Source organism: Peterkaempfera podocarpi (assembly GCF_042466665.1).
Classification (GTDB): Bacteria; Actinomycetota; Actinomycetes; order Streptomycetales; family Streptomycetaceae; genus Peterkaempfera; species Peterkaempfera podocarpi.
The window spans coordinates 1,988,357-2,009,467 of record NZ_CP162102.1; the positions used below are offsets into that span (position 1 = coordinate 1,988,357).

The 21,111-nt window shown below is 73.1% G+C and carries 15 protein-coding genes and 1 pseudogene; 6 read left to right on the top strand and 10 right to left on the bottom strand.

What is annotated here, in order from left to right; all coding sequences use genetic code 11:
* Positions 1–57 precede the first annotated feature (57 nt).
* Positions 58–540, bottom strand: a complete 483-nt coding sequence (locus AB0761_RS08775; protein ID WP_377268403.1) for a DUF3291 domain-containing protein — start codon at positions 538–540, stop codon at positions 58–60.
* A 44-nt stretch (positions 541–584) separates the two neighbouring features.
* Positions 585–1,220, bottom strand: coding sequence for a winged helix-turn-helix transcriptional regulator (locus AB0761_RS08780; protein ID WP_377268404.1), 636 nt, complete (start codon positions 1,218–1,220; stop codon positions 585–587).
* A gap of 98 nt (positions 1,221–1,318) precedes the next feature.
* On the opposite strand from AB0761_RS08780, the gene AB0761_RS08785 reads away from it, so the two are divergent.
* The 5 genes from AB0761_RS08785 to AB0761_RS08805 all read left to right on the top strand — a co-directional run bounded on the left by AB0761_RS08785 (position 1,319) and on the right by AB0761_RS08805 (position 8,045).
* Positions 1,319–2,530 (top strand): pyridoxal phosphate-dependent aminotransferase, encoded by a 1,212-nt coding sequence (locus AB0761_RS08785; RefSeq protein ID WP_377268405.1) that lies wholly within the window; start codon positions 1,319–1,321, stop codon positions 2,528–2,530.
* A gap of 214 nt (positions 2,531–2,744) precedes the next feature.
* Positions 2,745–3,413 (top strand): SigE family RNA polymerase sigma factor, encoded by a 669-nt coding sequence (locus AB0761_RS08790; protein WP_377268406.1) that lies wholly within the window; start codon positions 2,745–2,747, stop codon positions 3,411–3,413.
* Positions 3,413–4,354 carry a hypothetical protein gene (locus AB0761_RS08795; RefSeq protein WP_377268407.1) on the top strand — a complete coding sequence of 314 codons (942 nt, stop codon included), beginning with the start codon at positions 3,413–3,415 and terminating at the stop codon, positions 4,352–4,354. The genes AB0761_RS08790 and AB0761_RS08795 overlap by 1 nt, the downstream gene beginning before the upstream one ends.
* A 108-nt stretch (positions 4,355–4,462) precedes the next feature.
* Positions 4,463–7,471, top strand: a complete 3,009-nt coding sequence (locus AB0761_RS08800) for a S8 family peptidase (protein WP_377268408.1) — start codon at positions 4,463–4,465, stop codon at positions 7,469–7,471.
* Between the two features lie 187 nt (positions 7,472–7,658).
* Positions 7,659–8,045 (top strand): STAS domain-containing protein, encoded by a 387-nt coding sequence (locus tag AB0761_RS08805; protein ID WP_377268409.1) that lies wholly within the window; start codon positions 7,659–7,661, stop codon positions 8,043–8,045.
* Here the strand turns inward: AB0761_RS08805 and AB0761_RS08810 are convergent.
* The 7 genes and pseudogenes from AB0761_RS08810 to AB0761_RS08840 all read right to left on the bottom strand — a co-directional run bounded on the left by AB0761_RS08810 (position 7,974) and on the right by AB0761_RS08840 (position 17,172).
* Positions 7,974–8,977 (bottom strand): annotated as a pseudogene (locus AB0761_RS08810) (sigma-70 family RNA polymerase sigma factor). The gene AB0761_RS08805 and the pseudogene AB0761_RS08810 sit on opposite strands and share 72 nt — an antisense overlap.
* 213 nt (positions 8,978–9,190) lie before the next feature.
* Positions 9,191–11,794, bottom strand: a complete 2,604-nt coding sequence (locus tag AB0761_RS08815; RefSeq protein ID WP_377268410.1) for a glycoside hydrolase N-terminal domain-containing protein — start codon at positions 11,792–11,794, stop codon at positions 9,191–9,193.
* Positions 11,795–12,424: 630 nt separating this feature from the next.
* Positions 12,425–13,261, bottom strand: a complete 837-nt coding sequence (locus tag AB0761_RS08820; protein ID WP_377268411.1) for an undecaprenyl-diphosphate phosphatase — start codon at positions 13,259–13,261, stop codon at positions 12,425–12,427.
* 184 nt (positions 13,262–13,445) lie between these two features.
* The gene (locus AB0761_RS08825) at positions 13,446–14,066 is read right to left on the bottom strand and encodes an ATP/GTP-binding protein (RefSeq protein ID WP_377268412.1); all 621 of its coding nucleotides are present in this window, start codon (positions 14,064–14,066) and stop codon (positions 13,446–13,448) included.
* A complete protein-coding gene (locus AB0761_RS08830; RefSeq protein WP_377273976.1) occupies positions 14,047–14,373 on the bottom strand; it encodes a DUF742 domain-containing protein in 327 nt (108 codons plus the stop codon). Before AB0761_RS08830 ends, AB0761_RS08825 begins: the two co-directional genes overlap by 20 nt.
* Positions 14,374–14,503: 130 nt before the next feature.
* Positions 14,504–14,920: a roadblock/LC7 domain-containing protein gene (locus tag AB0761_RS08835; protein ID WP_377268413.1), complete on the bottom strand. Its 417-nt coding sequence runs from the start codon at positions 14,918–14,920 to the stop codon at positions 14,504–14,506.
* The gene (locus AB0761_RS08840) at positions 14,917–17,172 is read right to left on the bottom strand and encodes a nitrate- and nitrite sensing domain-containing protein (protein ID WP_377268414.1); all 2,256 of its coding nucleotides are present in this window, start codon (positions 17,170–17,172) and stop codon (positions 14,917–14,919) included. The genes AB0761_RS08835 and AB0761_RS08840 overlap by 4 nt, the downstream gene beginning before the upstream one ends.
* 591 nt (positions 17,173–17,763) lie before the next feature.
* Here AB0761_RS08840 and AB0761_RS08845 point away from each other — a divergent pair.
* Entirely contained in the window at positions 17,764–19,599 is a 1,836-nt protein-coding gene (locus AB0761_RS08845; protein WP_377268415.1) for an AMP-dependent synthetase/ligase, read from the top strand.
* Here AB0761_RS08845 and AB0761_RS08850 read toward each other — a convergent pair.
* Positions 19,584–21,092: a carboxyl transferase domain-containing protein gene (locus tag AB0761_RS08850; RefSeq protein WP_377268416.1), complete on the bottom strand. Its 1,509-nt coding sequence runs from the start codon at positions 21,090–21,092 to the stop codon at positions 19,584–19,586. The genes AB0761_RS08845 and AB0761_RS08850 overlap by 16 nt on opposite strands.
* Positions 21,093–21,111 lie beyond the last annotated feature (19 nt).

A 21,111-nucleotide genomic window follows, 5' to 3' on the forward strand; every position in this document is an offset into this window, starting at 1 on the left:
CGCGGGCCGGTGAAGGCCGCAGGACCGCAGGGCGGGCAACGCGCGTCCGACGGCTGGTCAGTCGGCGGCGGGGGCAGCGACGACGGGAGCCGGGAAGGTGTCGCGGAGGGTGAAGGCCTCCGGGGTGGGACCGTGGGTGCGCAGGGTCGTCAGACGGTGCTCCGCGTCGGCGACGGTGGGTCGCACCCCTGCCGGCACCCACCACAGTGCGGCCATCGCCTCGGTCTCCTGGGCGAACCACTCACGCCGCCGCTTGAGCACATCGCGGTGGGGGGCGGCGTAGACGTAGTCGAGAAGGGCCTGCCGGTCGCGCCAGACGGACATGTTGACGATCAGCCAGTCGTCGTCGAAGACGCGGACCGCGGTGGCGTTGCCGTCCTCGGTCCTGAGCCGCCAGACGAAGCCGTCGGCGGCGTCGGCCACCGCGTTGACCGGGTCCAGTGCGGCGGTGAAGTCGGCGAGTCGGGGGCTGTCGATGGGGGCGAGCAGTCGGGCGATGTTCACCTGGGCGAGTTCGTATCGGTTCGGCTGCGACGTCATGGCCGCAGGCTACGGGAGTGCGGTGTACGCGCGGGGGCTCCGCACTATCCGGCGGCGCGCAGCGCCTCGGCCAGCGGGGAGTCGCCGAGGACGGTGAGGTGCTCCTGCTTCGCAGCCGCGCCCAGGGTGGTGCGGTGCTCGGCGAGGGCGGCGGCGGTGGTGTCGTCGAGGGTCAGGACCGCGTCGGGGTGGTCGGCCGGTCCGTCGGCCCAGGCGGGTTCGGCCGGGTCCAGCAGCAGATGGAAGAGGCCGCCGGGGAGGCGGATCTCCGCGGTGCCGGTGGCCTGCGGGGCCGCCTCGCCCAGCACCTGGAGCAGCGGGAGGGCGAGCCAGTGCACCCGGACGGCCTCGGTGGGGGCCGGCGTGCCGAGTTCCACGGCGCCCCAGGCGGCGAGTGCGGCGAGGACGGGGCGCAGGGCGCGGCCGCGCGGGGTCAGCTCATAGGTGTGGCTGTTGGCGGCGCGTCCGAGCCGGCGGCGCTCGATCAGGCCGTCGGCCTCCAGTTCCTTGAGCCGGGAGGCGAGCACGTCGGTGGAGACGCCGGGCAGGTCGGCGTGGAGGTCGGTGTAGCGGCGGGGCCCGGCGAGGAGTTCACGGACGATCAGCAGGGTCCAGCGCTCCCCCACGGTGTCCAGGGCTCGGGCGACGGCGCAGTAGTGGGCGTAGCTTCGGCGCGGCATGGAGCCAGCATAGCCATATGGTTGGACTTTCCAAGTCCATACTTGGTAGAACCAAGCTGCATCGAGGTTCGCACGCTCCGAGGAAGGGGAGGCCGCACATGGAGTTCCGGCAGTCCGGCAAGCTCGCGGGGGTCTGCTACGAGATCCGCGGGCCGGTGATCGAGCAGGCCAATGCCCTTGAGGAGGCCGGCCACAGCGTGCTGCGGCTCAACACCGGCAATCCCGCGGCGTTCGGGTTCGAGGCGCCGGAGGAGATCGTCCAGGACATCATCCGCAATCTGCCCCGCGCCCACGGCTACAGCGACTCCCGCGGCATCCTGCCAGCCCGCCGGGCGGTCGCCCAGTACTACCAGCAGCGGGGCGTGGCCGGGGTCGAGGTGGACGACGTCTACCTGGGCAACGGCGCCTCCGAGCTGATCTCCATGGCGGTGACGGCACTGGTCGACGACGGCGACGAAGTCCTGGTTCCGGCACCGGACTTCCCGCTGTGGACGGCGGTGACCACGCTGGCCGGCGGCCGGGCGGTGCACTACCTCTGCGACGAGGGGGCGGACTGGTTCCCGGACCTGGACGACATGGCCTCAAAGATCACCGACCGCACCAAGGCGATCGTGGTCATCAACCCCAACAACCCCACGGGGGCGGTGTATCCGCGCGAGATCCTGGAGGGCATCCTCGATCTGGCCCGGCGCCACCAGCTGATGGTCCTCGCCGACGAGATCTACGACAAGATCCTCTACGACGGCGTGGAGCATCACTGCCTGGCCGCACTGGCCCCGGACGTGGTGGTGCTGACCTTCAACGGACTCTCCAAGTCCTACCGGGTGGCAGGCTTCCGCTCCGGGTGGCTGGTCGTCTCGGGCCCCAAGCACCACGCCAGGGACTACCTGGAGGGCCTCACCATGCTCGCCGGTATGCGGCTGTGCCCCAATGTCCCGGCGCAGTACGCGGTGCAGGCGGCGCTCGGCGGCAGGCAGTCCATCGAGGACCTGGTCCTGCCCACCGGCAGGCTGGCCGAGCAGCGCGATGTGGCGTACCGGGCGCTCAACGAGATCCCCGGGGTGAGCTGCGTCAAGCCGAAGGGCGCCCTGTACGCCTTCGCCCGGCTGGACCCGGCGGTGCACCGCATCGAGGACGACGAACGGTTCGTGCTGGACCTGCTGCTCAGGGAGAAGATCCACATCGTGCAGGGCACCGGTTTCAACTGGCCGCGCCCCGACCACTTCCGCATCCTCACGCTGCCCAGGGCGGACGATCTGGAGGTGGCGATCAGCCGCATCGGGCGGTTCCTGGCGGGCTACCGGCAATAGCCCGAGTTTACTGATGAGGCCCTGTCACAACCCTGGGTGTGCGCAGTACAACGCTGCTAGTCTCATGCAGCCCGCTGGACACGGCCGGACACCGGGTAGACACCCGGTGTCCGCCCTGCTGACGGACGCGGGCGCACCTTGGGCCGCATCGGCCCGATGGTCCTGGGCGCATCGGCCGGGGCAGCACAGAGCCGGCCTGAGCCCACGCCGCACCGTGGGCGGGCACGGAGGGAGAGCGGAGATTCCCCAGGACACTGCCGATGCGCGGGAGTTCCACGACTTCTTCGAGCGTCACCACGCCGAACTCTCCCGCCTGGCCTACCTGCTCACCGGAGACCCGGACTCCGCCGACGACCTCGCGGCGGACGCCCTGGTGGAGGTGTGGCGCCACTGGGACCGGGTCCGGGCCGCCGACCGTCCCGCGGCCTATGCCCGAGGGGTGGTCACCAACCTGGCCCGCAACCGGATACGTTCGCTGACCCGGGAGCGGCACCGCGTCGGTGTGGTCGCCGCGCTCTGGCGGGAACGCTCCGACGACCCCGACGTGCCCGCCGTGGTCGACGTGCGGACCGCCCTGGACCGGCTCCCGTTCCGCAAGCGTGCGTGCGTGGTACTGCGGCACGCCTTCGACCTCTCGGAGCAGGAGACCGCCAGAGTGCTCGGCATCTCGGTGGGCACGGTCAAGAGCCAGACCTCGCGCGGTGCCGCCCAACTGGAGGCACTGCTGCGACCCGCCCCGACCGGCGCCCCGTACGATGCCCGGGAGCCCGCCGTCGACCGGCCACTGGGCGACACCGACCCGGCCGCACAGCGCCGGGCACCGCCGCGGCGCCGCGGACGGCGGTCCGTGGCAACCGTCGGGGGAAAACGGGAGGAGGAGTGATGCCGGGCCAGGAGCAGGACCGCAGGGCCGCCCGGGACAGCGGGCTGCGTGCCGCGCTGCAGGGCGAGGCGGCCCGGCACGCCCCCGACCGCGAGTACATCCTGCGGCGCCTGGAGCAGGCCCGGCCGGTGGACCGGTACAGCAGCGAGATCCACGCCGATGTACTGCGGTCGCCGGTGCGGCGCTCGCTGCGGGTCTCCGGCGCGGGGGCGGCTCTGGGCTCGCTGCTGCTCGTCGGCGGCGCCGCCGCATGGGTGGCGACGGCCTATCAGCAGGACGACCGCCCCTCCATCAGGATCTCAGACGGCCCCCTGGCCCCACCGGCCGCCGCAAGCCCTTCACGGAGCGTCCACAGCAGCCCCACGGCCCGCGCAGGCACCGCCGGCCCGCCACCGCCGCGGCCGGGCGCCTCCTCCCCGGCGGCACCGGCCACCGGGAGCAGCGGCCCCGGACCCTCGTCCCCCGAGCCGGGCGGCACCGACACCTTCGGCGACGCCTCACAGCCGGCGGACGGCGCGCCGATCACGGTCAGCACCGGAGCGCCGAAGGAGGACCACTTCCTGTCGGCGCAGGGGTCGGTGGACCAGCACTCCACCAACACCTGGACGCAGAGCGACATCTATGTGACGACCACTGAGCCGCTGCGGACCCTCCGGCTGGAGGTGCGGATCGCCAACACCGACGGCGCAACGGACTACAGCGAATGGGCCGAACTCGGTCCTGCGCAGGTGGCCCGCACCCACGAAGCCGGCGGCAGCGAGATCGTCTACCGCTTCGACCTGAGTCAGGGTGTGGTCCTCGCGCCCGGGACCTATCTGTTCGCGGCACAGTTCCGCCACAACCCGGGCGACCGCGACGTCAGCCAGGACCGCTACTCGGTCGACGCCCAGGGTCAGGACGGATCGGCCGGATCGGCCAGCATCCAGGGCCTCTTCGGCTGAATTCCCGCTTCACCGGCGGACCGTGGGCCTCTTCTGCTCGGATGGTGCACACACATCGCACACATATGTGCGCATGGGAGATGCCTGTTCCAGGGGAGGACCCTCACCGTGGTGTTTCGTCGCAGGTCCCGGCTGCTCGGCAGTCTGGTCCTGGGTCCCGCCGTCGCCGCCGCGACCGTACTGGCCGGGGCGGCACCCGGCCATGCGGCCGGGCCCGTCACGCCCGCCGACGGCCTGTACATCGTGCAACTCGCCGACGACCCCGTCGCCTCCTACCAGGGCGGCGTCGACGGGTTGGCCGCCACCGGAGCGGAGTCCGGCGAACGGGCCGACCCGGACTCGGCAACCGCCCGCTCCTACCGGGGGCATCTGGAGCAGCAGCGGGGGCAGGTGCTGGCCGGGGTACCGGGGGTGCACCCCGTCTACACCTACGACTACGCCTTCAACGGCTTCGCCGCACGGCTCACCGGCGAGCAGGCCTCCCGGCTCGCCACCGAGGACGGCGTGGTCTCGGTGGTCCCGGACGAGCAGCTGCAGCTGGACACCGTCTCCACCGCGGACTTCCTCGGGCTCACCGGGGACGGCGGCGTCTGGGAGCAGCGCCTCGGCGGTGCCGCCCACGCCGGTGAAGGGGTGGTCATCGGTGTGATCGACTCGGGCTACTCCCCCGACAGCCCGCTCTTCGCCCCGCTGCCCGAGCCGCGTCCCGACGCCAAGGCGATCAGGCACAAGTGGCGGGGCAGCTGCGACCGCGGCCAGGAGGCCCCGGTGAGCTGCAACAACAAGGTGATCGGCGCCCGGTGGTACGACCAGGGCGTCACCCCGGTCGACGCCGAGTACCTCTCCCCCCGCGACTACGCCGGCCACGGCACCCACACCGCGTCCACCGCGGCCGGTGACCACGGGGTGGCGGCCGTGATCAACGGCAATGCGGTGGGCGAGACCACCGGTGTGGCCCCGGCCGCCCGCCTCGCCGTCTACAAGGCCTGCTGGGTGGTCGACGCGGACGGCAACATATCCTGCGGCTCCGCCGACACCGTGGCCGCGATCGACCAGGCCGTCGCGGACGGCGTCGATGTGCTCAACTACTCCGTCTCCGGCTCCACCAGCTCGCTGGTGAACCCCGTGGAGGCCGCGTTCTACAACGCCGCGCACGCCGGGGTCTTCGTGGCCACCGGCGCCGGGAACACCGGCACCGCCGGCTCGGTGGCCCACAACGCCCCGTGGGAGACCACGGTCGCCGCCTCCACCCACGACCGCCGCTACCGCACCACACTGACCCTGGGTGACGGGCGGACCTTCACCGGTGTCGGCACCGGCGCCGCGGTCCCCCCGGCCCCGCTGGCCGACTCACCGGCGCTGGGACGGGACGGGGCGGACCCGGTGCAGGTCTCGCAGTGCTGGTCCGGCACCCTCGACCCGGTCAGGACCGCGGGGCGGATCGTGGTCTGCCGGCGGGGCGGCAACGACCGCACCGACAAGTCCAAGGCGGTGCAGCAGGCCGGCGGGGTCGGCATGGTGCTCTACAACCCCACCGCGGACACCCTGGAGGCCGACTACCACTTTGTGCCGACGGTCCATCTGGACCAGGTCGACGGCCCTCAGGTGGCCGCATACGCCGCCGGGCCCGACGCCACCGCCTCGCTGTCGGCCGCCGAGGCCTGGACCGCGCCGGCGCCCGCCATGGCCTCCTTCTCCTCCCCCGGTCCGGCCGTGGCCGGCGGCGGTGACCTGCTCAAGCCCGACCTCACCGCGCCGGGGGTGGACGTGATCGCCGGAGTGGCCCCGGCCACCGCGGGCGGCAACGGCTTCGGTGCGATGTCCGGCACCTCGATGTCCGCCCCGCAGGTCGCCGGCGTCGCCGCGCTGCTGCTCTCCCGGCACCCCTCGTGGACCCCGGCCGAGGTCAAGTCGGCGCTGATGACCACCGCGTACCAGACCGACAACCAGGGCGCTCCGATCAAGGACGCCTCCGGGAGGACGGCCACCCCGCTGAACTACGGTGCCGGTCATCTGAACGCCGCCCGTGCCTTCGACCCCGGCCTGGTCTACCCGTCGGGCCGGCGGGACTGGCAGCGCTATGTCTGCGCCATCGGCCAGCAGCTGCCCACCACCACCGGTGCCGCCGACTGCGACCGGCTGCCGAGGACACTGCCCAGCGACCTCAACTACCCGTCGATCTCGGTCGGTTCGCTCTCCGGCACCCGCACCGTGCAGCGCCGGGTGGTGAACGTCGGCAGCGCCAAGGCCGTCTACCGGGCCTCCGTCGAGGCCCCGGCCGGGTTCACCGCCACCGTCACCCCGTCGGTGCTCACCCTGCGGCCCGGTGCGGACGGCCGGTTCCAGATCACCCTCACCCGCACCGGGGCACCGCTGGGCAGCTGGGCCTTTGGCGCGCTGACCTGGTCCGACGACCGGCACTCGGTACGCAGTCCGATCGCGGTCAAGGCGGTGGCGCTCACCCCCGCGCCCGAGGCCTCGGAGCAGGGGACCCAGGGCTCCGTCACCCTCACGCCGCAGACCGGCTACGCCGGCACCCTCAACGCCAGGGTCCGCGGACTGACCGCGGCCGAGGCGACCGTGCACCCGCTGCACAACGCGACCGGGGCCCTCTTCGACAGCGCACTGCCCGCGGCCGGCGACCACACCGCGATGCGCACCGTCACCGTGCCCTCCGGGGCGCGGCTGCTGCGCTTCGCCACCTATGCCGCGGACCATCCGCGGGGCACCGATGTGGACCTCTACCTCTACCGTCGGTCGGCCACCGGGGCGCTGACCCTGTGGGCCACCGGCGCCAGGGACGGGACGGCGAGCGAGACGGTTCAGGTGCGCAGCCCCGGCGCCGGTGACTGGGTGCTCTTCGCCGATCTGCGGACCGCCCCCAGGCACGGGGGCGGCACCGTGCCGGTGACCGTGGACGGCTGGCTGCTGGACGGGACGGCGGCGGGCAACGCCGTGGTCGACCCGGCCTCGGCCCAGGTGGGTGTGGGCGACCGGCCGGTCTTCCGCCTGGACTGGTCCGGGCTGCAGCCCAGCCGCCGCTATCTGGGCTCGGTGGTGTGGGACGACGGCGCGGTGGTGCAGGGCTACTCGGAGGTCCAGGTGGCCACCGGCTGACCCCAACGCCCCCGACGGGGCCGGGGCGCCGAGCGGCGCCCCGGCCCCGTCCGCGTCTCCGGCCCCGTCCGCATGTCCGCCCCCGTCGAGCGCGGTCCGGGCCTGACGGACGGTCGCCCGCGTACGGGATGAGTTTTGGGCTGCGCACCGGTCTGCACCCATGAGGACCCTGGACAGGAGGCCGACCGTGACCGCACCCCGGAGGCCCCCTCCGGATCCGCAGCCGGCTCTGCTGGTGCTGACCGGGCCGATCGCCCGCGCCGAAGTGCCGGCGCTCTGCGAGAGCCTGGAGGCGCTGCTGCGGCGCAGCGGAGCCCACCGGGTGGTCTGCGATGTGGGCGGGCTCGGGACCCCGGACGCGGTGACGCTCGACGCACTGGCCCGGCTGCGGCTGACCGCGGGCAGATGCGGCCGGGAGCTGGTGCTGTACCGGGCGGGGGGCGCGCTGCGGACGCTGCTGTCGCTGACCGGTCTCAGCGAGGTGCTGCCGCTCTGCCCGGAGTCACCCCTCGACCCGCTCCAAACGGTCCGGCAGACCGAAGAGCGGGAAGAGCACCTCGGTGTCGAGAAATGAATTCAGCCCGGTGACCCGGCCGTCCGACACCTCCAGCACCTGGAGGGCCCAGGGCAGACAGGAGCCGTCCGGACCGCCGGGGCGGTACTGCCCGAACGCGGGGGCGCCGTTGGCCGTACCCGCGGGCAGCAGCCGGGAACCGCGGCAGCCGTGCCCGGTGCCCAGGAACCAGGCGCATATCTCGTCGCGGCCGCGCAGCCAGAGCGGATAGGGCGGCATCGACAGGGTGGCGTCCTCGTGCAGCAGCGCGGTGAGTGAATCCAGGTCGTAGCGCTCGAAGGCGTCGACATAGCGGGCCAGCAGTGCACGCTGGGCGTCGTCCATCGGCTCCGCCGGGTGCTCCGGGCCGGCCTGGCAGGCGGCCAGGGTGGCCCTGGCGCGCTGAAGGGCGCTGTTGACCGAGACCACGGTGGTGCCGAGCAGCTCGGCCACCTCGGCTGCCTGCCAGCGCAGCACCTCACGCAGGATCAGCACCGCACGCTGCCGGGGGGCCAGCTGCTGGAGGGCTGCGACAAAGGCCAGCCGGACGCTCTCCCGCTGCACCGCCAGCTCGGCCGGGTCGCCCCCGGACTCCAGCACCCGGTCGTCCGGGACCGGCCCGATCCAGGTCGCCTCGGGCAGCCCGGGGGTGACACCGCGTCCGCGGAGGAAGGAGAGGCGAGATCCATCGGCCTGGCGCGCCGCTCCCGCCCCTTCACCATGTCCAGGCAGACGTTGGTGGCGATCCGGTACAGCCAGGAGCGCAGCGAGGATCTGCCCTCGAAGCGGTCATGGGAGCGCCAGGCGCGCACCAGGGTCTCCTGCACCGCGTCCTCCGCCTCGAAGGCGGAGCCGAGCATCCGGTAGCAGTACCCGGTGAGCTCCCTGCGGTGCTGCTCCAGCCGTGCCTCGAGGGCGGGGTTCGCACCCGCCCCGGCCGTCAGCTCAGTCATCCTCGGCCACCTCTGTCACCCTGCGGGATCCGGCGTCAGAAACCCTACGCGCGACCACTGACAGCGGCCCGGAGGGCGGCCCGGAACGGCGGCCCGCAAGGCGATGCGGGGGGACAGCGCGGCGGGACAGTGCGGCGGGACAGTGCGGCGAGACAGTGCGACGGGCGGGGCGGCACCGCTCGACCGCCCCGCCCGCCGCCGCTCAGCGCCGGCTCACCTGCCCTGCGGCGGAACCGCGGGCTCGGCGAGGACGACCACCTCCTGGCCGGCCGGCAGCTCGATCCGCACCGCGCCGGCCGCGCCCCTGGGCAGCGGGGCGCCGCCTTCGACGCGCACGCCGGTCACCGGGCGGCCGAAGCGCAGCGCCACGGTCCGCGCCTGCTCCGCGCGCAGCACCGCTCTGATCCGGCCCGCGGGCAGGTCCCAGGTCAGTTCGGTGACGGTGGCCAGGAAGCGGGTGCGGATCCCCGCCAGGGTGCCGACCGGAAGGGTGTCGGGCAGCGCCGGGAGCAGGGTGAGCCCCGCGGCACCGTCCGGACCGACCGGCCGGGAGCGCACCAGCATCTCGATCAGCACCGCCGGCAGGGCGTGTGCCACATCGGCGTTGTAGACGTCCCGGTAGGGATAGTGGCTGCTCATCAGTGAACGGAAGAAGAAGTCCCGGTCGAGCAGCCTGGAGAGGTTGCGGGCCGCCCAGCCGGCGTCCTCCAGGCGGGCCGCGGCCAGGGCGCGGTGCAGATAGCCGTGGCCGGAGTCGTTCTCGTCGCCGCGCAGCCGCAGCGCGGTGCGGGCGGCCTCGGCGAGCTCCGGGGTGCCGTCGGGGGTGATCTCGTCCAGCGGCCAGGCCGGGTAGAGATGGCTGACATGCCGGTGGTCGTAGTTCTCCCGGTGGTCGGGCCAGGCCCATTCGGCGAGGCCGCCCTCGTCGTTGACGACGTACTCCGGGAGGCGGGCGGCGAGCTGCCGCCACAGGGCGGTGCGCTCGGGGGTCACGCCGGAGGGGCACAGCCGCGCGCACAGGTCGGCGGCGGTGGTGAGGGCGTGCCGGGCCGCGGCGATGTCCATGGTGGCGTTGACGGAGGCCGCCGGGCCCTTGGTGCCGTTGCCGCCGGGGTGGTTCTCCGGTGAGTACGACGGCACGATGACGACCCTGCCGTCGGGTCCGGTCCTGGTGAGGAAGTCCTCGTAGAAGGCCGCGACCTCGATCAGCGCGGGCAGCAGCCGGTCGCGCAGGAACTCCTCGTCACCGGTGGTCTCGACATGCTCCAGCAGCGGCTGGAGCAGCCAGTCGGCTCCGGCGGTCCACATGTGGTGGGCCCAGATGTCGTTGAAGTGGTACTGGTTGCCGTTCTCCCCGTCGGTGTGGGCGGGGGCGACGATGCCGCGGGTGCCGTAGAGCAGGCGGGCGTTGCGACGCCAGTCGTCCAGCTGGCCGAGGATCAGCTCGGCATGGGCGAGCGAGGCCTCTGGGAGCGCTCCCGCAGCAGCCGACGCCATCTGCAGGTTGAGGTTGGCGTTGGTGGTGAAGGCGCCGGACCAGGCGGTGTTCCAGTCGCCGCTCCACAGCCCGCACAGCCGCGGCGGCCGGAAGCCGCTGGCGCTCAGCAGGTGGTACCGGCCGGCTGCGAAGAGCTGCTCCAGCAGCGCGGGGGTGAGCCGCCCGGGGGTGGCGGCCTGGCGTGCCAGCAGTTCCGCGACCGGCAGCGCCCGCTCCCCCGGGTCGCCGTCCAGGTCCAGGGTGACCCGGTCGTAGGCCTCGCGGTGCACCGGGACATGACGGGCCAGCAGCCCGACCAGGTCGTCGGGGATGTCGTACATCCCGGTGTCCAGCCGGGTCAGCTCGGTGCAGTCGGCGGTCACCGGGCCGCGGGCGGTGCGGATCAGCAGCAGCATCTCGCGGGCGCCGGTGACCCTGATGCGCGGCCCGTCGCAGACCACCTCGCCGCCCACCGCTATCACCCGGGTGGCACCCCGGTAGCCGATCTCGCTGTCGGGGTAGCGGGCGCGCAGTCGTAGCAGCGCGGAGTCCCGGGGCGCCGGCGGGGCGGCGGGGGTGCCCGGAACGGCCGGCACGGCGAGCGGCCCGGGCCGGTAGACCGAGCGCACGGCCAGCCGCAGCTCGGGCGGCGAGCCGGGGAGGCGGCCGTCGAGCTCGACGGTGGCCTCGATGGTGCGGCCCAGCGGAGCGGCCAGATGGTGGACGACGGTGTCGTCCGCGCGCGAGGTGAAGCAGGACGACCGCCACTCGCCCTCGCCGGGACCCTCCTGCCAGGCGGCGGAGGCGATACCGGTGCGGAAGTCGACCCAGCGGCGGTAGCCGGTCGCGGGACCGGCGTCGGTGCGGTGCCAGCGGACCGCGAAGGCCGGGTGGAACGGCTGGGTGTGGACCAGCTCCCAGTCACCCGCGAAACGGCGGACCGCACCGTCCCGGTCGCCCGCCAGCAGGGCGTCCTGGACCTCGCCGAGCACGGGGGCCAGGTGCGGCGGCTCCACTGCGGCGCTGCCGTTGGGCCGGACCATGGCGTGGTGGGTGACCACCACGGTCTCGTCCGCGGTGGCACCGTGGACCAGGGCGCCGTGGCGGCCGTTGCCGGTGAGGTAGCAGTCCTCCCAGCGGGTGGCGGGGGCGGTGTCATGGATACCGCGGCCCCGGGCGGGCGGGACGGCGGTGAGCAGCGACGCGGGGGCGGGGGCGGGGGCGGGGGAGGCGGGGACGGTCAGCCTGGGCACGCCGGGGGCGGCGTGATGGCTGGGGTCCGCCGGGGTCCTGGAGGCTGCGCAGGACGACGTCGTCCGGGCTGCTTCGTGGGGGGACATGGCGGCTGGTCCTCTCGTGAGCGGGGGTGGGGTGGCTCCTCCTTAGGTGGCCGCCGGGGGTGCAAATGGTTGCCACACTTAACACATCGTTTTGTATAGCCGACGGTGGGTCACCCCGGAGCGGCCGTGCACTCCGCCGGGCCGGCAGCGGCGGGCGGCCGCGGCCGCCTCGGCGGCGGCCGGGACCGACCTGCGGGAGGTCTCGCTGCTCATGGTCGCGGTGCAGCCCTTCGTACGGGGTTCCGGTCAGCGGCTGCGTCGCTGGTACGGCCGCTTCGGGCCGGCGGCGGGTACCGGCGGGGGCGGAGGCCGCCAGTCGAAGCGCTTCGATGTTGCGGTGAGCATAGTGACGGTCCATCGCCTCGACAAGAGGTGCGTCATGACGATCTGCTCGACCGGGCCCCGCCCCGGAACAGCCGGCGACGGCTGCGGGCGGGCCCGGCCGGTAGGGGACAGCAGAGCCGTTGAACAGCCGGTCACCCTTGACAGGGGACCGTACTGATGCGAACTTCGAAGCGCTTCAATCAGCTGGCTGCGAGAGGCCGCACCGACCTCAGCAGCCGTGCTCCGGGTGGAAAAACGGCGGGGCCCGGCGGACCACTCGGTCCGCCGGGCCCCGCCTGCCGTTGCTCAGGCGTTGAGCACATTGGTGGTGAGCAGCCCGAAGAGCAGCAGCCCGACCACGATGCGGTAGATCACAAAGGCGTTGAACGAGTGCTTGGCCACAAACTTCAGCAGCCAGGCGATCGAGGCGTAGGCCACCACGAAGGAGACCACCGTACCCACGGCCAGCGGCGCGGCGCCGACCCCCTGGCCCAGCGCGTCCTTGAGCTCGTAGAGCCCCGCGCCGGTGAGCGCCGGCAGACCCAGGAAGAAGGAGAGCCGGGTGGCCGCGACCCGGTCCAGGTCGCGGATCAGCGCGGTGGAGATGGTGGCGCCGGAGCGGGAGAAGCCGGGAAAGAGCAGCGCCAGGATCTGCGAGCAGCCCACCACCATCGAGTCGCGGAAGGTGACGTCCTGCTCGCTGCGCTTGAAGCGGGCCATCTGCTCGGCCACCCACATCACGGCGCTGCCGCCGATCAGCGAACCGGCCACGACCCACAGGGAGCCCAGCGGGCCGTCGATCAGCGGCTTGGCCGCCAGGCCGACCAGCACGATCGGCACGGTGGCCCAGATCACCCACCAGGCGAACTTGTAGTCGTGCTCCTGCCGCAGCTCACGGTTGACGATGCCGCGTCCCCACGCCCCGACGAAACGCACGATGTCGCGGAAGAAGTAGACCAGGACGGCGGCGATCGCCCCCACCTGGATCACCGCGCTGAAGGCCACCACCGAGGTGTCGTCCACCTGGATGCCCATCAGGCCCTCGGTGATCTTCAGATGGCCGGTGGAGGACACCGGCAGGAACTCGGTCACCCCCTCGACCACTCCCAGAACCACTGCCTGGCCGACACTGATCGCACTCACTGAACCATCCATCCCTGTGCTGATGACATGACTGGGACAGGTCCGCGTGCGAGGGCTCCCCTGGCGGGTGTCGGCGAGCGACCGAGGAGCGGGGTGCGAACCGGGCCGATGCACAAGGGTAGGGGTACCGGACGAGTGGCACCGAACCGGCCGCCGCCCCCGGCCCCCGCCGCTCCTCCGCTGCTCAGACCTCGGCCGGGGCGGGCGCCGCCCGGCCGGCGGCCCAGCTGTCACGAGCGTGCTCGACCAGGGTGACCAGCAGCTCCTTGCCGTCCTCGCGCTCGCGCGCGTCACAGAGCACCACCGGCACCTGCGGGTCCAGATCCAGCGCCGCCCGTACCACCTCGACGGGGTGCCGGGTACTGCCCTCGAAGCAGTTGACACCCACCACAAAGGGGATGCCCCGGCGCTCGAAGAAGTCCACGGACGGGAAGCAGTCCTCCAGCCGCCGGGTGTCCGCCAGCACCACCGCCCCCAGCGCCCCCACGGCGAGCTCGTCCCAGACGAACCAGAAGCGGTCCTGACCCGGGGTGCCGAAGAGGTACACCGCAAGACCCTTGCGGATGTCGATCCGGCCGAAGTCCATGGCGACCGTGGTGGTGGTCTTGGCCTCCACCCCGGTGGTGTCGTCGACCGGGCGGCCGGCCTCGCTCAGCCGCTCCTCGGTGCGCAGCGGTCTGATCTCGCTGACCGCCCCCACCAGGGTGGTCTTGCCGACGCCGAACCCCCCGGCGATCAGGATCTTCAGGGCGACCGGCGGGGCGTCCGGGATTCCGGATCCGCCGTCAGAGGGCACGGAGGCCATTGATCACTTCCTTCAGGAGGCGCTCGTCGGGGAGCTGGGCCGGCGGGACGGGGCGGGTGACCCGGATCAGCCCGGCGTCGTCGAGGTCGCCGAGCAGGACCCGCACCACCCCCAGCGGCAGCCCGGTGGCGGCACCGATCTCGGCGACGGTGAGCGGTTCCCGCCCGCACATCTCCACGATCACCTGGTGCTCCGGGTCGAGCACCGGCTCGGACCCGACCGCCGCCGGCCCCGGGTCCACCACGGTGATCACCGAGACCAGGTCGAAGTAGCCGTCCCCCGCAGGCCGGGTACGCCCCCGGGTCATCGCATAGGGGCGTACCACCGGACCGGCCTCGTCGTCGTACCACTGCAGGTCCCAGGGGCCCGGCTGGGGGACGTCGTGGGACGGCACCGGGTCGGGCTGCGGCTGCTCGAAGGGGGCGGCCATCACCGTCTCACTCCTGGGAGGTCTCGGCGTCCGACCGGGGTCCGGTCGCCAGGTGCTCGCCGACCCGCTTGACCAGGAGGGCCATCTCGTAGGCGATCAGGCCGACATCGGCCTCCGCCTCGCTGAGCACGGCCAGGCAGCTGCCGTCCCCGGCGGCGGTGACAAAGAGGAAGGCCTGGTCCAGCTCGACCATCGTCTGGCGGACCGCGCCGGCCTGGAAGTGCCGGCCGGCGCCCTTGGCGAGGCTGTGGAAGCCCGAGGCCACCGCGGCCAGGTGCTCCGCGTCCTCGCGACCCAGCGCCCTGGAGGCTCCGGTGGCCAGACCGTCGCTGCTGAGGACGACCGCGTGCCGGATCTCGGGGACCCGGCCCACCATGTCGTCCAGCAGCCAGTTGAGGTCGCCGGACGGTGTCGCTGCGGTCATCGACCCTTCCCTTCCACTGAGACATCCGGTGCACTGTCACCGGATGGTGCCGTTCTTCGGTTCTCTGCGGTCACGGCAGTGCCACGACCGCGGTCCAGCCCGCGCTGGAAGGAGGCGAAGGTAGCCCTGGCCGCCTCCGGCGAACGTTCCCGGACGGCCGGCGCGGCGGTCTCCGCCGACTCTGCCACGGCCGCCCGCAGCTGGGGGGCGAGACTGGCCTGCCGGACCCGCTGCGGCAGCCCCCCGGCCGGCTCCTCCACCGGCTCTGCCACCGGTTCCGCCGGCACGGGGGCCAGCACCGGGTTGGTCCTCCGGCGGGGCAGTCCACCGGCCACCGGCGCCGGCTCCGCGGCGACCGGGTGCGGCCCGGAGCGGCCGCCCTGCTCCGCGCCCGCCGTCGCGGACCCGTCCGGGTCGGGGGCGGGCGAGGGTACGGGCACCAGCTCGCGGCCCGCGCCGGGGCGCGCCTGGCTCCCGCCGGCCGTGTCGGTGGGCTGCTCGGTGCCGTCCGCGAGCAGGTCGCGGGGGATCAGCAGCACCGCGGTGGTTCCGCCGTACGGGGAGGGTCGCAGCGACACCTTGACACCGTGCCTGCGGGCGAGCCGGCTGACCACGAAGAGCCCCAGCCGGTCGGTGTCGGTGAGGTCGAACTCCTGCTCCTCGGAGAGCCGCCGGTTGGCGTCGGTGAGCGCGTCGGTGCCCATGCCCAGCCCGCGGTCGTCCACCTCCAGGGCGAAGCCGTTGGCCACCACCTCACCGTGCACGGTGACCTGGGTGTGGGGCGGGGAGTAGAGGGTGGCGTTCTCCACGAGTTCGGCGATCAGGTGGGTGACGTCGGCGACGGCCGGGCCGACCAGGGCGGTGCCCGGCAGCGGCCGCACGGTGACCCTGGCGTAGTCCTCCACCTCACCGACGGCGGCGCGCACCACGTCGACCATCCGCACCGGGCGGCGCCAGTTGCGGCCCGGGGATCCCCCGGAGAGGATGATCAGGCCTTCGGCGTGCCGGCGCATACGGGTCGTCAGATGGTCCAGCCGGAAGAGGTCGGCCAGCTCCGCGGGGTCCTCGGTGCGGCGCTCCATGGTGTCCAGCAGGGTGAGCTGGCGGTGCAGCAGCACCTGGCTGCGGCGGGCCAGGTTGACGAAGACCGCGGAGACCCCCCGGCGCAGCTCAGCCTGCTCGACGGCCGCCTCCATCGCTGCCCGCTGCACCGCGTCGAAGGCCCGGCCGACCTGCTTGATCTCACGCAGGGTGCCGAGTTCGAGCGGTGGCGCCTCCTGGGCGGCGTCCACCGGCTCGCCGCGCCGCAGCAGCCGCATCACCTTGGGCAGCCGGATCTCCGCGGTCTCCTGCGCCGCATTGCGCAGCGTCAGCAGTTCGCGGACCAGCGAACGGCCGATGCGCACCGAGAGCAGCAGCGAGGCCAGCACGGCGAGCAGTCCGGCGGTGCCGGCGATGATGCCCTGCCGCAGCAGGCTCCAGGAGTTGGCGCTCGCCCGGCGGTCGACATTGGCCGACAGCCGGCTGTCCAGGGTGGCCAGGTCGTTGAGGACCGGGCCGGTGACGGTGCTGAGGGAGTGGTCGCCCGGGCCGTTGTAGGCGAGGTAGAGCGACTCGAAGATCTGCAGCTGGGTCCAGTCGGTGGTGGCGGTGAGGTCGTCGTAGAGCTGACTGTCCTCGGCCGCCAGTTCCGGGCCGTAGATGTCGAAGATCAGTCCGTGCGCCCGGATGGAGTTGGAGACCATGTCGATCTGTGCCTGCGTGGGACGGGGCGTCCTGCGCAGCGCAACCAGGGCCGCGTCCTCCTGGGAGAGGTACTCACGGGCCCGGGTCAGCTCCACCACCACGGCGCTCTGCCGGGCGATCTGGCCGGTCTGCCGGGCGGTGAAGGAGGTGCGGAAGAGAAAGGTGGGCGCGATCGCGTCGGTGTACCACTGGATGGCGTCCTCCCACGCCACCGAGGCGTTGACGGTCTGCCGCCGGACCATCTCCATGCCGTTGGCGGTCGCCAGGACGTCATTGAGCCGGTCGCGCTGGACGGAGTCCAGGTCGTTGATGTGGCTGCCGCCCGCCTCGTTCTGGATCTGCTCCACCAGCCGGTCGGTGGCCTGCTGGTCGCGGCGCATCGCCGCGGTGCTGGACCGGGGGCTGACGATGTGCGCCACGGTGTCGCGGCGCTCCTGCTGGAGAGCGGCGGCCAGGGCCTCGACCGGGCGTCCGAAGTGGGTGTAGGCGTCGTCGGCGCGTGCCACGTCCAGAGGTCGCTGGTGGTGGCATACGTCGCGAAGGCCCAGAGCCCGACGAGCGCGGTGACCGGGACGACGAGCAGCGCGACGATCTTCGCGCGGATCGATCTGCTGCGGTAGCGCATGGAGTCCTCGAGGTCCCGGGTGTGAGGGGCACGGCCGGGCACGGCCGAGCGTCCGGTTTTCGGTCAACCAGCCACGCCATCAGAGCTGGTAAAACGGCGTGAGCCTACTACTCCTGCACGGGGTGTTCGAAGCCTCTGTGCGCACACTCGTCCGGCTACCCGCCCGGACCACCCGGCTTTGCCCGGAATGGCACCCGGGGCGGTTCGGGGGTGCACATCGCGTAAAGGTTCCTCGCCCCCCTGGTGCAGGGGTCGGGACCGACCTTGGGAGGTACGCGACAGAGGATGCTCGCAAACCATCTCCAATAGGGCATGACCCCGCAGCAAGAAGTCGCGTACACCCGTTTTTGCCCTGCATGGCCGGGAGTTGGCTTTGCCCTAGGAATCGGCCATCTGCTGGGGTAACTTGCGGTAACCACCCGCCCGGCAAGGTACCGACGGGCCGTCGCCGCCCCGGGAGGAGGCAGAAATCATGCGTGAGTACAGCGTCCCGCCCCTGGTCGAGACACCCCGGACGGGCGGTCTCGCGGACTCGGTCTTCCTGGTGGCCGAAGAGGACCCCGACCTGGTGCAGCTGATGCGCCGCGATCCCTCCGCCGGGGAGGAGTGGTCGGAGGTCAGCGCCACCGCCTTCCGCGACGAGGTGCTGGCCCTGGCCAAGGGGCTGCTGGCCAACGGCATCCGGCTGGGCGACCGGGTGGCGCTGATGGCCCGCACCCGCTACGAGTGGACGCTCTTCGACTACGCGCTCTGGTCGATCGGCGCGGTGCCGGTGCCGATCTACTCCACCTCCTCCTCCGACCAGGTCCGCTGGATCCTCGCCGACACCCGGGCGGTCGCCTGCGTGGTGGAGCACGAGGACCACGCCATGACCGTGGGCGCCGTCTGCGACTCCGTACCGTCACTGCGCTCCATCTGGCAGCTGGACAGCGGCTGTGTGCGGGAGCTGATGGCCGACGGCGCCGCCGTCTCCGACGAGCTGGTGCACCGCCACCGCGCGGCCGTCGCCCCGGGCACCGCGGCCACCGTCATCTACACCTCGGGCACCACCGGGCGGCCCAAGGGCTGCGTGATCACCCACGCCAACTTCGCGGCCGAGTGCGACAACCTGCTCACCGGATGGAGGGAGGTCTTCGCCAGAAGAGCCGGCGAGCAGCCGGCCACCCTGCTCTTCCTGCCGCTCGCCCATGTCTACGCCCGGATGGTCCAGGTCGCCGCACTGCGCGGCGGGGTCACCCTCGGCCACCAGAGCGAGACCTCCGCCGATGTGCTGCTGCCGGCGCTCGCCTCCTTCCGCCCGACCTTCCTGCTGGCCGTCCCGTACATCTTCGAGCGGATCTTCCACAAGGCACGCCGGGCGGCGGAGGAGCACGGCCGCGCCGAGCTCTTCGACAAGGCGGCCGATGTGGCGGTGCGCTACGCCGAGGCCGCGGAGCGCAAGATGCTGGACGAGGGCTCGGGGCCCGGCGCCGGGCTGCGGCTTCAGCACCAGTTCTACGACCGCACCGTCTACACCCGGGTGCGGGCCGTCCTCGGCGGCCGGATGCGCAACGCCATGTGCGGCGGCTCCCCGCTCAGCCGGGAGATCGGTCTCTTCTTCGCCGGGGCCGGGGTCACCGTGATCGAGGGCTACGGGCTCACCGAGACCACCGCGGCGGTGACCGTCAACCCTCCGGGCCGCATCAAGTACGGAACCGTGGGGCGGCCGGTGCCGGGCACCACCGTGGGGATCGCCGAGGACGGCGAGGTCTGGATCCGCGGCGGCACCGTCTTCGCCGGCTACCTCAACGCCCCGGACGCCACCGACCAGGTGCTGCGGCGCGGCTGGCTGGCCACCGGCGACCTGGGTTCGCTGGACGACGAGGGCTATCTCACCATCACCGGCCGCAAGAAGGAGATCATCGTCACCAGCGGCGGCAAGAGCATCGCCCCCGCCGTGCTGGAGGAACGGGTGCGCGCCCACCCGCTGGTCTCCCAGTGCCTGGTAGTGGGCGACAACCGGCCCTTCGTGGGTGCGCTGATCACGCTGGACCCCGAGGCGCTGGACCACTGGCACCGGATCCACCGCAAGCCTCCCGCCGAACCGCACCAGGCGCTGTCCGACTCCGATCTGCACGACGAGATCCAGCGGGTGGTGGTGACCGCCAACACCGTGGTGTCCCGGGCCGAGTCCATCCGGGCCTTCCGCATCATCCCGGAGCAGTTCACCGAGGAGCGCGGTCTGGTGACCCCCTCGCTGAAGCTCCGCCGCCGGGCGATCGCCAAGGCGTACGCGGGAGACATCGAGGAGCTCTACACCCCGTCCTGAAGCCCCAGCCGGCGGTAGCGGGCACGACGGGCCGCCATCCGGAGCCCCGGGTCCTGGGCGGTGAGCACCGCCAGCTCCTCCTCCAGTGCCCCGGCGACCGCGGCCAGGAAGGCCGCCGGCTCGTCCGCCGCATCCGGCTCCTCCTCCACCAGACGGTCGGCGATACCCGCGGCCAGCAGGTCCTGGGAGCGGACCCCCTGACGGTCCGCCACCTCAGCGGCATACCCGGTGGTGCGGTACAGGATCGCCGAGGCGCCCTCCGGCGGCAGCGGGGAGAGCCAGGCGTGCCGCGCGGCGACGACCCGGTCGGCGGGCAGCAGCGCCAGGGCGCCGCCACCGGCTCCCTCGCCGAGCAGCAGGCAGACCGTGGGACTCGGCAGGGTGGTGAGTTCGGCGAGGCAGCGGGCGATCTCCCCGGCCAGCCCGCCCTGCTCGGCGGCGGGCGAGAGCGCGGCACCGGGGGTGTCCACCACCGTCACCAGCGGCAGGCGCAGCTCGGCGGCGATCCGCAGCCCTCGGCGGGCCTCGCGCAGCCCGGCCGGGCCGAACGGCCCGCGCTCGCTGTGCGCCTCGCGGTCGTGCCCCACCACCACGCAGGACGCTGCCCCGAACCGGGCCAGGGCCAGCACCAGCCCCCGGTCCCGCTCCCCCGCCGCGGTGCCGCTGAGCGGGGTGAGGTCCTGTGCGGCCAGGTCCAGCAGCGCCCGCAGCCCCGGGCGCCCGGCCCGCCGCGAGCGGCGGATCGACTCGGCGGCCGGCGGCGCCTCGCGCCGCGTCGCCGGAAGGGCTGCCGGTGACGCGGCCCCTTCGGGCCCACGGCCGCCGGAGCCCAGCACCCGCAGCGCCCTGGCCGTCACCTCGGCCAGCCGGGCCGGCTCCAGTACGGCGTCCACCAGCCCGTGCGCCAGCAGGTTCTCGGCTGTCTGCACCCCGGGCGGGAAGGGCTCCCCGTTGAGCGCCTCGTACACCCGCGGCCCGAGGAAGCCGATCAGCGCGCCGGGCTCCGCGGCGGTGACATGCCCCAGCGAGCCCCAGGAGGCGAGCACACCACCGGTGGTGGGGTGCCGCAGGTACACCAGATACGGCAGGGCCTCGGCCTTGTGGTCGGTGACGGCCGCCGCCACCTTCACCATCTGCAGAAAGGCGATGGTGCCCTCCTGCATCCGGGTGCCGCCGGACGCGGGCGAGGCGACCAGCGGCAGCCGCTCCCGGGTGGCCCGCTCCACGGCCCGTACCAGCCGCTCGCCCGCGGCCACCCCGATGGACCCGGCCAGGAAGCCGAACTCGCAGGCCACCACCGCCACCCGGCTGCCGTGCACGGTGCCCTCGCCGGTGACCACCGACTCGTCCAGCCCGGTGCGTTCCCGGGCCCGCAGCACCGCCGCCCGGTACTCGGGATCCTGCGGAAGCTCGGTGACCGGCTCGTCCCAGCTGCGCCAGCTTCCGGGGTCCACCAGGGCGTCGAGGAACTCGGCACTCTTCACCTGGTCCATGATTCCGACCGCGGAGCCC